Annotated in this window: 9 protein-coding genes; 6 read left to right on the top strand and 3 right to left on the bottom strand. The window is 60.0% G+C overall.

The window, feature by feature from the left end; all coding sequences use genetic code 11:
* Positions 1-20: 20 nt before the first annotated feature.
* The 3 genes from J3A65_RS08095 (at position 21) to gpt (ending at position 2,361) form a co-directional block, all read left to right on the top strand.
* The gene (locus J3A65_RS08095; RefSeq protein WP_092662066.1) at positions 21-809 is read left to right on the top strand and encodes a competence/damage-inducible protein A; all 789 of its coding nucleotides are present in this window, start codon (positions 21-23) and stop codon (positions 807-809) included.
* Between the two features lie 120 nt (positions 810-929).
* A complete protein-coding gene (locus J3A65_RS08090) occupies positions 930-1,769 on the top strand; it encodes a universal stress protein (RefSeq protein ID WP_209900649.1) in 840 nt (279 codons plus the stop codon).
* Positions 1,770-1,863: 94 nt separating this feature from the next.
* Entirely contained in the window at positions 1,864-2,361 is a 498-nt protein-coding gene (gene gpt / locus J3A65_RS08085; RefSeq protein WP_092662062.1) for a xanthine phosphoribosyltransferase, read from the top strand.
* A 59-nt stretch (positions 2,362-2,420) separates the two neighbouring features.
* Here gpt and J3A65_RS08080 read toward each other — a convergent pair whose 3' ends face one another.
* Both J3A65_RS08080 and J3A65_RS08075 read right to left on the bottom strand, forming a co-directional pair.
* On the bottom strand, positions 2,421-4,058 hold the full coding sequence (locus J3A65_RS08080) for a M10 family metallopeptidase C-terminal domain-containing protein (RefSeq protein WP_209900647.1): 1,638 nt from the start codon (positions 4,056-4,058) through the stop codon (positions 2,421-2,423).
* Positions 4,059-4,088: 30 nt separating this feature from the next.
* The gene (locus J3A65_RS08075) at positions 4,089-4,502 is read right to left on the bottom strand and encodes a hypothetical protein (RefSeq protein ID WP_062457657.1); all 414 of its coding nucleotides are present in this window, start codon (positions 4,500-4,502) and stop codon (positions 4,089-4,091) included.
* Between the two features lie 804 nt (positions 4,503-5,306).
* On the opposite strand from J3A65_RS08075, the gene J3A65_RS08070 reads away from it, so the two are divergent.
* Both J3A65_RS08070 and J3A65_RS08065 read left to right on the top strand, forming a co-directional pair.
* Complete coding sequence (locus J3A65_RS08070) at positions 5,307-9,131, top strand: vitamin B12-dependent ribonucleotide reductase (RefSeq protein WP_209900645.1); 3,825 nt, start codon at positions 5,307-5,309, stop codon at positions 9,129-9,131.
* A gap of 405 nt (positions 9,132-9,536) precedes the next feature.
* A complete protein-coding gene (locus J3A65_RS08065; RefSeq protein ID WP_244474035.1) occupies positions 9,537-10,937 on the top strand; it encodes a DUF882 domain-containing protein in 1,401 nt (466 codons plus the stop codon).
* A gap of 223 nt (positions 10,938-11,160) precedes the next feature.
* On the opposite strand, the gene J3A65_RS08060 is transcribed toward J3A65_RS08065, so the two are convergent.
* Positions 11,161-11,787, bottom strand: coding sequence for an outer membrane protein (locus J3A65_RS08060; RefSeq protein ID WP_062457663.1), 627 nt, complete (start codon positions 11,785-11,787; stop codon positions 11,161-11,163).
* A 302-nt stretch (positions 11,788-12,089) separates the two neighbouring features.
* On the opposite strand from J3A65_RS08060, the gene J3A65_RS08055 reads away from it, so the two are divergent.
* Positions 12,090-12,308 carry a hypothetical protein gene (locus J3A65_RS08055; protein WP_062457666.1) on the top strand — a complete coding sequence of 73 codons (219 nt, stop codon included), beginning with the start codon at positions 12,090-12,092 and terminating at the stop codon, positions 12,306-12,308.
* Positions 12,309-12,312 lie beyond the last annotated feature (4 nt).

Below are 12,312 nucleotides of genomic sequence, written 5' to 3'. Positions count from 1 at the left end.
ATGAGAAAGCGAGCGCCTCCATGTCCGATACCCTGTCATCCTCACCTACCCTCGTCAGCGCGGCGATGCTCGCCATCGGCGACGAGCTTCTTTCCGGCCGGACCAAGGACAAGAATATCGGCCACCTCGCCGACCTGCTGACGCTTTCAGGCATCGACCTGAAGGAAGTGCGCATCGTTGCGGACGAAGAAGACGCGATCGTTGAGGCTCTGAACGCTTTGCGTGCCCGGTACGATTACGTCTTCACGTCCGGCGGCATCGGCCCGACCCATGACGACATCACCGCGGATGCAGTCTCAAAAGCATTCGAAGTGCCCTGCATTCACGACCCGGAAGCGATGCGGTTGCTCGCCGAGATGTACAAGCGCCGCGAAATGGAATTCACCGAGGCCCGCCAACGCATGGCGCGGATGCCGCAGGGTGCCACGCATATTGCCAATCCGGTTTCGACGGCACCCGGCTTCGTCATCGGCAATGTCCACGTGATGGCCGGTGTACCGCAGGTGTTCCAGGCGATGATGGACAATGTTCTGCCGACGCTCAAATCGGGCTCGAAAGTGCTGTCGCGGGCAATTGCCTGCCCTTATGGCGAGGGCGATATCGGGACCCCGCTTGCGGCTGTGCAGAAGGCGCATCCGGAGACTAGCATCGGCTCTTATCCAAAATACGACGGCAAGCGCTTTTCAACCGAGCTGGTGGTCCGCGCCCGCGATCCGCAGGTTCTGGACGCGGCCGCGCAGGCTGTCGCGGACATGATTGCCAATATCGACGGCACCCGGATTGCCGACAACCCGACGGCGGACGCATGAGAGAGACCTGCGCGAGCTGGCCTTCCCCAAGTCGATCGACCAAGCCCGATCTGGGCATCACGTAACAATTAGAGACCGGATTTCGGCTCCCCGGCGCCGGTCAACAAGGGAGATGACGCCATGGCTTACAAAACCATTCTTGCTGTCCTCGACATTCCGCAGAACGCCCGGCAAATGGCGGATTTTGGCGCGGCCCTGGCTGAAACGTTTTCCGCCCACCTGATTGGCGTGCATGCCGAGACGCTTGCCGCCGTGCCGTTGATTGCGCCAATGGAGATCCCCGATCCCGCAGCGGTCCAGGTCCTGCAGGAGGTTGCCCAGAAGGAAACGGCCATGGTCGCCGACATCTTCAACACGGTGTCCACGCGTGAGGGACTGTCGCGCGAATGGCGCAGTTTCGTCTCCTCTGCCGGATATGGCGCGAGTTCGGTGATGGAGACTGCCCGGACCGCGGACCTCATCATTGCAAGCCAGAGCGACCCTTCGCATTCGGATCACCGGGCCGATCTCGAAACCTTCCTGTTCGAGAGCGGTCGCCCGATGTTGCTCGTTCCACACCGGATGACCGCCTTTAAGCCGATCGAGCGTGTTCTGATCGGTTGGAACGGCTCCAAGGAAGCGGCCCGCGCGACCTTCGATGCCCTGCCCTTCCTCAAGACCGCCACAAGTGTGGAAGTGCTCGTCGTCGACCCGCCGGAGCGCGGCGACCAGGCGGCAGAGTTTGCGGGAACCGAGATTGCCACAAGTCTTGCGCGACATGGCGTCAACGTCACTGTCACCACGCGGATCGGTAGCCGCGAGACGCCAGCCAAAGCCATCGAAAACCGGCTTTTGGACAACAGTATCGATCTGCTGGTCATGGGTGGCTACGGCCATTCCCGCTGGTGGGAAATGCTGTTCGGAGGGACGACACGCAGCGTTCTGGATTCAATGACCGCGCTGACGCTTCTGTCGCGATGAAGGGTCGGGCGGAAGTCGTCCTACCCACCTTGCCAGAAACATCCGTTTCCCGCTATTAGCGAGAGCCAAAGCAGATCTAAGCCAAGGCTCTCCAATGTCTCTTCCCGAAAAAGCTTTCCCCGTCTCCTGGGACCAGTTCCACCGTGATGCGCGCGCGCTGGCGTGGCGTCTCGCCGGTTTGGGTCAGGAGTTCAGAGCGATCGTCTGCATCACGCGCGGCGGCCTTGTGCCGGCGGCGATTATTTCGCGCGAGCTGAACATCCGCCTGATCGAGACCGTCTGCATCGCGTCCTACCACGACTACGTCAACCAGGGTGAGATGAACCTTCTGAAAGGGATTTCGCCCGAGCTCTGCGAAGACGGTGGGCTTGGCATCCTAGTGATCGACGACCTGACCGACACCGGCAAGACAGCCTCCGAGGTGCGTGCCATGCTGCCAAAGGCGCATTTCGGCTGCGTCTATGCAAAGCCGTCGGGCGTGCCGATGATCGATACGTTCGTGACCGAGGTCAGCCAGGATACGTGGATCTATTTCCCCTGGGATATGGGCTTCACCTACCAGGAGCCGATCGCCAAGGGCCACAAGGGCTGAACTGCCATACGACATCCAGACCGGCCCACCCGTGCCGGTCTGTCTTCGCGCAACCGGTTTCAGACGATCAGGAAATCCTGATAGCTCAGCGCCAGGCTCTTATCGAGATGCGCAATCATGATCGAGCCGCCGGACTTGCTGCCGTTGGCATCGTAGAACAGATTTCCGGTATCGGTTTCGTAGACCAGAAAATCGTTGCTGTCCTTCGCCGTTGGCGACGTGCTTTTCAGGAAATTGCCGCTGGAAATCGCTCCGTTCTTGGTGAAGGCGGTGAAGATCGCGTTCTCCAGATGGACTAGATCGTCCACGACCGAGAAGTCGGTGATCGTATCGACATTCGTTGAGCTGTTCAGCGCCGAACTGAAGACGAACGTGTCCTTGCCGCTGCCACCGGTCAGGGTATCGTTTCCGGTACCACCGATCAGCTTGTCGTTGCCGCCGTTGCCGATCAGCTTGTCTTGTCCAGCCCGACCTTCGAGGATGTTGGCGACCGCGTTGCCGACGATGACATCCACGCCCTTGCCGCCAATCGCGTTCTCGATCACCGTGCCCCGCGACAGCGAGAGATTGTTGATCCCGCCCGAGACGCTCGAGAATTTTTCGGCATTGAGGTCGATCCGCTGGTTTCCCGACGCCCAGCTGAAATTCAGCGTATCGCTGCCGCCGGTATCGACCAGGTTCATCGCGACATCCTTGCCGAGGAAGTCGGACTTGAGGTCGTAGGTCGTGTTGCCCGAACTGATCGCCGTGGTCCCGTAGAGGTTGCGGATGGCAAGGACGTCCACCATCATCGGCGTGATGGAGGAGGTGCCGGAGCCACCGGCCCAGACACTGACCTGATCGTCGAAATAGGACATCACCGTCAGTTGTGAGGAATCGTTTTCGAACCGATTGTCGATGCCCCAGGTGGCGTTGCCGTCATAGTTGCCCGCATGGCCGAGCCCCAGCGCATGACCGATCTCGTGCACATAGGTGGACATCGTGTAGCTGTCTGCGCCCGCGCCGTAGTCGGTGATCCAGCTTGCCGCCACATTGACGAAAGACGCCGTGGTGAAACCGCCGATGATCGACGTCGATCCGCCGTAAGCGCCGCCCTCCTTGTCGTCGAAGGAGATCTGTGCCGAACCGGCCACGAACTTGAACTTGATGCCGGAGGCTTCCGTCCAGGCAGTGAGAGCCCACTTGGCCAGCTGCTGGCCCTGGGTGGTCAGCGCACCGATGTTGACGGTCAATGTGCCGCCGGCCGCGATATTGAACTTGAAGGGCGTGCCGCCGTCGCTGGTCCAGAAATCAGTGGTCAACTGCTTGGCGATCGTATCGTAGCTTGCGAATTTCGGGGCGGTAACAACCGTCGTCTTCAGCGCATAGTCGCCTGACCATTCGTCGTGACTGCCGACGCGGATATAGTAGGTGCCACTCTTTTCGGCAAAGACGCTGAGCGTCGACTTCTCGAAGTCCGTGTCGAGACTGTTCTCGTCGATATCAATCGCGATGCCGTCCGCGTCCATGACCTGGAGACCGGCCCAGCCGACCGTCCCCGACATGTCGAACTGATAGGCTTTGCCTGCCGTAAGCGAGACCTTGATCCAATCGGCATCTCCGGTCGCCAGCGCGCCGGTGAACGTGTCGCCGGCAGCGATCTTGTAGGCCGTGGAACGGCTAGCCGCTGCGTCAGTCTCTTCCGTGTAAGTCGCCATTCAAGTCTCCCCCGGCCTTCCTGTGGCCATTCAAAATCCTGATGCCTCGACAAGCTGCCGGGCAAATGCCTTCAGAATATCGTCATTCAAAGCCGCGTCCGAGACGACGGTCGTCACGACCGGTCCGGAACGCCAGCCAGCAGCTCCGTCTGCCTTCCAGCGCAATCTCGCAGACACGCTGTTTGTGCGAGCGCGCGTTACCTCGAAGACGAACTGTCCATAACCAGGTCCTCGACCCGTCATCTGCTCGACTGTGGAGCGGACAGCATTACAGGCGGATCTCGAAACTGCAGTATCCATGGTATGCGCAAATTCGCAACGATACGAAGGTCGTTGCGTCGCATCGGCAAACGCGGGGAGCGAGCCGGAGGTACAGATCAGCGCGAGCCCGAGTGTGCGAAAGATTGCCTGACGACTATGCCGTGCAACGACGTCGCCGAACATCACGGGCTCCCTCTTTTGAACTCGCTTTTTGCGAAACCTACTTGCATCCCGGTTAGATATACGAAAACCGTTTACGGTACATTTGCGGAATACGAGGGATGAGAAATCGGAGCGATGGACTTACCCCTGCAAGACGTGCCGTTTGGAAACATTTCCGGCTGTCAACAGAGCGAACCGCATTTTCCCAACCTCGAAAATAATCCGAAATTGTCGCCAGTGTCACACAGATGCTTCAGAGCATAGGCAAAGTCCCTGCTTTACAGGCGTCGCACTGTCGAAGCAGTCCTGATCGCGAACGCCGTCCAATTGCGTGAACTTCGCGCAGTCCGGTACTTGACGTCGTAAATCACTGAGATTCCTCAACGTTTTTTCTTCCCCGTTATCCACAGCCAAACCTACAATATCTTGTGGTTACGAAACCACTAACAACTACGGCTTGACGAATCTCCCCTGGAGGTCGACATTGCCATCAGGTTGCGGCGGCGACTGGACCGGGAGTAACGAGGCCGGTTCTTTTTCGAGTCAAAATGGGTTTCCTGCAGGTCGTGGCGGTTCTTGAGGATCGCCTGGTGACGGATTTCCATGGCCGCTCGATGGTCTGCTGAAACGGTGCTGGCGCTGGCGGAAAGAAACTGTTAATACTATATTTAGTGTTTGCAGCCACCATCCATCACAAGATACAGACATGCCATCCATGATGTTTCACTGGGTGATAAAATTTTGACCGGCTGCCCATGATGGCGAGCAGCCGGCATGAACACGTGCGCCCCATCGAGTGGCGCCTCACTGACGAGGGATTAGGCAATGCGCATCGAACGTCGTTTCACCAAGCCGGAAACGGGCGCCTACGGAGAGATTGAATTCCGCAAGGCAACCAGCGAGATCCGTAATCCGGATGGCTCGATCGTCTTCCGGCTTGCGGATATCGACGTGCCCACGCAGTTCTCGCAGGTTGCGACGGACGTTCTGGCGCAGAAGTATTTCCGCAAGGCCGGCGTGCCTGCGCGCCTGAAGAAAGTCGAAGAAAACGACGTTCCGTCGTTCCTCTGGCGTTCGGTTGCCGATGAAAAGGCGCTGCGCGATCTTCCCGAAGGCGAGCGTTACGGTTCGGAAATCGATGCGCGCCAGGTATTTTCGCGTCTTGCCGGTACCTGGACCTACTGGGGCTGGAAGGGCGGCTATTTCACGTCGGAAGACGACGCGTCCGCGTTTATGGACGAGCTTGCCTATATGCTTGCCACCCAGCGCGTTGCGCCGAACAGCCCGCAGTGGTTCAACACCGGCCTGCATTGGGCCTATGGCATCGACGGTCCCGGCCAGGGCCATTTCTATATCGACCCGTTCACCGGCAAGCTGACCAAGTCGAAGTCGTCCTACGAGCATCCGCAGCCGCATGCCTGCTTTATCCAGTCCGTCGGCGATGATCTCGTCAACGAAGGCGGCATCATGGACCTCTGGGTCCGCGAAGCACGCCTGTTCAAATACGGCTCCGGCACCGGCTCCAACTTCAGCCATCTGCGCGGCGAAGGCGAAAAGCTCTCGGGCGGCGGTCGCTCCAGCGGCCTGATGAGCTTCCTCAAGATCGGTGACCGTGCAGCCGGCGCCATCAAGTCGGGCGGCACGACGCGCCGCGCGGCCAAGATGGTCGTGGTCGATATCGACCATCCGGATATCGAGGAATACATCAACTGGAAGGTCAAGGAAGAGCAGAAGGTTGCTGCCCTCGTCACCGGTTCCAAGATCGTCAGCCGTCATCTGAAGGCAATCATGAAGGCTTGCGTCAATTGCGAAGCCGATGGCGACGAGTGCTACGACCCGCTGAAGAACCCTGCCCTGAAGCGCGAAATCAAGGCCGCCAAGAAGGACCAGGTTCCGGAAAACTACGTCAAGCGCGTCATCCAGTTCGCCCGTCAGGGCTACAAGGATCTCGAGTTCAAGACCTACGACACCGACTGGGATTCGGAAGCATACCTCACTGTCTCCGGCCAGAACTCCAACAATTCCGTTTCGCTGAAGGACGACTTCCTCAAGGCGGTCGAGAATGACGGCGACTGGAACCTGACCGCTCGCAAGGACGGCAAGGTCATGAAGACGCTGAAGGCCAAGGACCTGTGGGAACAGATTTCCTATGCCGCATGGGCGTCTGCCGATCCGGGCATCCACTTCAACACGACGATGAACGACTGGCACACGTCGCCGGCCGGTGGACCGATCCGCGGCTCGAATCCGTGCTCGGAATACATGTTCCTCGACGACACGGCCTGCAACCTTGCCTCGCTGAACCTTCTTCAGTTCAAGAACCCGGCGACGAAGAACATCAACATTGCCGATTACGAGCATTCGGTCCGCCTGTGGACCGTCGTTCTCGAAGTCTCGGTCATGATGGCGCAGTTCCCGTCCAAGGAAATTGCCGAACTCTCCTACCAGTACCGCACGCTCGGCCTCGGCTATGCCAACATTGGTGGCTTCCTGATGTCGTCGGGCATTCCGTATGACTCGAAGGAAGGCCGCGCCATTGCCGGCTCGCTGACCGCGATCATGACCGGCGTTGCCTATGCGACGTCTGCCGAGATGGCCGGCGAACTCGGACCGTTCGCGAATTTCGCACCGAACCGCGAAAGCATGCTGCGGGTCATCCGCAACCACCGCCGCGCGGCTTACGGCGAAACCTCCGGCTACGAGCAGCTGTCGGTCGATCCGGTTGCGCTGATCCACTCGGAAAACCCGGACCAGGATCTCGTCATCCATGCAAAGGCTGCCTGGGACAAGGCGCTGCAGCTGGGTGAAAAGCACGGCTACCGCAACGCCCAGACAACCGTGATTGCGCCGACAGGCACGATCGGTCTGGTCATGGACTGCGACACGACCGGCATCGAGCCCGACTTTGCACTGGTCAAGTTCAAGAAGCTCGCCGGCGGCGGCTACTTCAAGATCATCAACGGTGCGGTTCCGGAAGCGCTTCGCAGCCTCGGCTATACCGAAAGCCAGCTTGCCGAGATCGAGGCCTATGCGGTCGGTCACGGCAACATCAACCAGGCTCCCGGCGTCAACCCCGGTTCGCTGAAGGCAAAGGGCTTCTCCGACGAGAAGATCGCTGCCATCAACGGCGCAACCAAGGCTGCCTTCGACATCAAGTTCGTGTTCAACCAGTGGACGCTCGGCACCGACTTCCTCAAGGAGACCCTCAAGGTTTCCGACGAGCAGCTCGCCGACATGAGCTTCAACCTGCTTGAGCATATCGGTTTCTCGAAGAAGGACATCGAAGCTGCCAACATCCACGTCTGCGGTGCGATGACGCTGGAAGGCGCACCGTTCCTCAAGGACGAGCATCTGCCGGTGTTCGATTGCGCCAACCCGTGCGGCAAGATCGGCAAGCGCTACCTGTCGGTTGAAAGCCACATCCGCATGATGGCGGCGGCCCAGCCGTTCATCTCCGGCGCGATCTCCAAGACGATCAACATGCCGAACGAGGCAACCGTCGAAGATTGCGGCGCAGCTTACATGCTGTCCTGGAAGCTGGCTCTGAAGGCCAACGCCCTCTACCGCGATGGTTCGAAGCTGTCGCAGCCGCTCAACGCCTCGCTGATCGACGAAGACGATGCAGAGGACGCGATCGAGGAGCTGATTGCAGCACCAACTGCCGCACAGGCCGTGACGATCACCGAAAAGATCGTCGAGCGGATCGTCGAACGCGTCACCCGCGAACGGGAAAAGCTGCCAAACCGCCGCCAGGGTTACACCCAGAAGGCCAATGTCGGCGGACACAAGGTGTATCTGCGTACCGGCGAATTCGGTGACGGCCGCATCGGCGAAATCTTCATCGACATGCACAAGGAAGGCGCCGCCTTCCGTGCGATGATGAACAACTTCGCCATCGCCATCTCGCTCGGTCTCCAGTACGGCGTGCCGCTTGAAGAATATGTGGAGGCCTTCACCTTCACCAAGTTCGAGCCGGCCGGCATCGTGACTGGCAATGACGCGATCAAGAACGCCACGTCGATCCTCGACTACGTGTTCCGCGAACTGGCCGTGTCCTATCTCGGCCGTCACGATCTGGCGCATGTGGATACGTCGGACTTCTCGCAGACGGCACTTGGCAAGGGTATCGAGGAAGGCAAGACCAACCTTCTCTCCACCGGCTGGACGCGCGGCTACAAGCCGACACTCGTCTCGGGTGGTTCCGACCGGTTGGCCGGCAACGAGCCGAAGGGTTCGGCAGGGGGCTCCGCGGCAAAGGCCTCGGTCGGCAGCGGCGGCGGCAACGTCACCTCGTTTGCCGGCTCGGCTGCCCGCAAGCTCGAGACCACGCTTGCGATCTCCACATCGGAAGTCGTGTCCTTCAAGCGCGACTACGAAGAGCGGCCTCGCGAAGTGGCGGATGATATCGCCGACGAGCAGCTTGCCGACGAAGGCCAGCAGGTCGCAACCGCCCTCTTCTCGGACAAGGCTGAGGCAGACGCTGCCGCTGCCAAGGCGGAAGCCAAGAAGAAGGAAGCCGATCGCCGCATGAAGTCGATCATGCAGGGCTACACCGGCAACATGTGCACCGAGTGCCAGAACTTCACCATGGTCCGCAACGGAACATGCGAAAAGTGCGACACCTGCGGCGCAACGAGCGGCTGCAGCTGAGTTGAGACGGGATTGGTGAGTGAGCGGCTAGCCCTCAACTGAGCCAAATTAGTCTAACCTGATCCCCGCACTGATCATGTTCAGTGCGGGGATTTTTCTTGCGGCCTTTTCCTCAAACACTGAATAAACTCTGTTCGTAGCTGTTCCCTCGAAACAGTCTTTCCCGTGTATGCCAAAAGCGAGGAACCGAGCTTAGAGCGCTGGCGACCCACGGCCAGCAACAGCATGACCTGCAATCCGGTTTGATCCTAGCGTGGCCCACCCCACTTCACAAAGCCGTGTCACCGCACTTCGCCTTGCGGCCATCAACCTCCCGTTAGCTTTTCGTTGACCATAATGGTCCCGTATTCGCCGGGCTGCGGTTTTCGCATCCCGCTGTCACAGTTTGCGTAAAGCGGGTTTGTCGTGTCCCAGTCTCTGTCGATTAAGTCTGTACCCGGTGCTGCACGCGCACTTGTGAACCTCGCCTCGCAAGCGGCCGGCAAGGCTGCACGGTCTGCGGGCGCAGCCGGGCTTGCGGTGGCGGCTTTGTTGGGATCGGCGTCGTTTGCCTTTGCCGAGGATCGGTCTCTCAAGCTTTATTTTACCCATACGGGCGAAAAGGCGACGATTACCTACAAGCGGGACGGCAGGCTGGATCAGAAGGGTCTTGCCCAGATGAACCGGTTCCTGCGCGACTGGCGCCGCAACGAGACGGCGCGAATGGATCCGAACCTGCTCGATCTCGTCTGGGAGATCTACGAGCGTTCCGGCACCAACAATTACATCCACGTCGTATCGGCCTATCGTTCGCCTGCCACCAACAACATGCTGCGCGGTCGCTCACGCTCCACCGGGGTTGCGCGCAAGAGCCAGCATATGCTTGGCAAGGCGATCGATCTCTACATTCCCGGCGTCAAGCTTTCGACGCTGCGGGCCATCGCTGTTCAGATACAGGGCGGCGGCGTCGGTTATTACCCGACATCCGGCTCGCCCTTCCTGCATGTGGATGTCGGCAATGTCCGAGCCTGGCCACGTCTGTCGCGGCAGGAGCTGGCGCGTATCTTCCCGAACGGCAGAACCATCCATGTTCCCGCCGACGGAAGACCGCTCCAGGGCTATAGCGTCGCGATGGCCGATCTCAAACGCCGTGGCAGCGGCAAGTCGATCGCTATTGCGCGTGCGACCATAGATATCGAGGCCGACGATGATGCAGGTGCCGGAAAACGGGTCGGCAGCGGCCTGATCACCGCGATGCTGCCAACACCACGCAGCCGCGCGCTTGCAGCACTCGACGAGCAGACGACGCCACGGCCATCGGCGCGTGCGACGGTTGCCGTGGCGCCGGTACCCGCCTTTGCCGATCTGGCATCTCTCGCAATCCCGGCCCCGGGCCTGCGTCCGGCGGCTGAAACCGCGTCATCGGCTCCTGCCGCCGTCATCGAAACCGCCTCGCTTGGTCCGGCACCGACGGCCGCATCGGCGTCCGCGCTCGGAAACAGCATGCCGATGCTGCCTCGCCCTGCACCGGGCTTCGTACCCGCCCTCGCCCTTGCTGCGCCGGCGAAAGGACTTCCAGAACCAAGACACTCGCTGGCATCGCTGCCGATCACCGGGCCGCAGATCGATCCGGAAGACGAGTTTGATGGCGAAGACGTTTTGATCTCCTGGGCGATCTCGCCCCCCGGCGCATCGACCGGAATGACCGCGCCGCTCGTCGTCGGCCGCACGCTGACGGATCTGACTGCAAAACCCAGCAACGCAGAGCCTCTGCCGCTCGGTATTGCCGAAGAGTTCGATCACAGCCGGTTCTGGTCGGACGGCTGATCGGCCACCGGTTCAGACCCATCGTTTTCATACCGATCATGAAGAGGGCCCGCGATTGCGGGCCTTTTGAGTTTATGGGATGAGCGATGGGGCAGAAGTTGTGGCTCGCAGCGTTTCCCGACGGACATCGATAGGCAAACCGTTGAGGCGGCTCAGCCCAAGTCCCCAACGAAAAAAGGCCCGCGTGAGCGAGCCTTTTCCGTTCCGGGTGTGACCGGATTAATCAGAACCTGTAGTTCACGCCAGCGGTAACCGAGTGGTCATGAACGTCCTTACGGGTTTCGACGCCCTGGTAGGAGCTCTTGACGTTGTCGGTCATGACATAGTTGTACTCGACGCGGGCCGAGATGTTGCCGGTCAGCTTCTGCTCGATGCCGGCACCCAGCAGGAGGCCAGGCTTCCAGCCGTCCGGGCCGGTAACATTGTCGCCATCGCGATACTTCGTCATGGCAAGACCGGTCGTGCCGTAAAGCAGCGTCTGGTCGAGCGGAACACCAGCCTTGACCTTTGCGGCCATGCGATGACGCTCGGACAGCTTGCCGCCGCGGGCCTTCACGTCGGCATCGCCGAGATAGGAGTAATCGAGTTCGCCACCAACGATAGCGCCGCCCAGGTCGTGGTTGTAGCCGCCGTGAACGCCGAGGTTGAGGCCCTTGCCGCTGGCAAACGGGTTGATCCTCGGCGACGTTACACCGCCGTGTCCACCGACATAAGCACCTGACCAACCGGCCGGTTCGCTCGCAGGTTCGCTGTAGGCGGGCGCCTCATAGGCGCTGGTGAGATCCGCAGCCATAACGGGGCTGGCGGCAAAGGCGGCGACGAGCGCCAGGGCAAGTGTCTTCTGGGTCATTGCGTTTACTCCATACAAAGCCTGCAAGTGGCGGATGCGCAGGCGATACAACCGGCTGAAAGCCGCGGGACGATCCAGGCAACCCAGCCCAGATAGCGAGGACAATCCCGCACCGTATTGCGATTTATTTTCACGAATTCATAAACGCATCGTTAACTGCGACCGTCCGGAACGACCTTTGTGCGATATCTTCAGATCACGATATTGGGATGCCAGAAAGCCCGCAAAATCGACGTTTTTTGGGAACCTTTTCGGGGGTCGTTAAATTGGATAGATTCGACCATCACAGAGGAGAACCGCACATGCTGACGAATACCGCACGGCAGTCCGTCCCGTCGCCGGAGGAGAATGTCCTGACCGTCCAGGAAGCGCTCGAGCCGCTGTTTCTTGCGCTTGAGGAAGAGGCGGAAGTAAGGATGATTGCAGCGGCCCTGAAGGCCGGCTGGACCGCGGAAGAGGCTGTCACAGCAATCGACGAACTGCGAATGAACGAACTGCTGCCGAACAACCCCTCGCACTAGGACC

Origin of the sequence: Rhizobium sp. PvP014, assembly GCF_017876855.1 — a bacterium.
GTDB classification, from domain to species: Bacteria; Pseudomonadota; Alphaproteobacteria; order Rhizobiales; family Rhizobiaceae; genus Neorhizobium; species Neorhizobium soli.
This window is presented reverse-complemented; position numbering and strand designations above follow the sequence as displayed.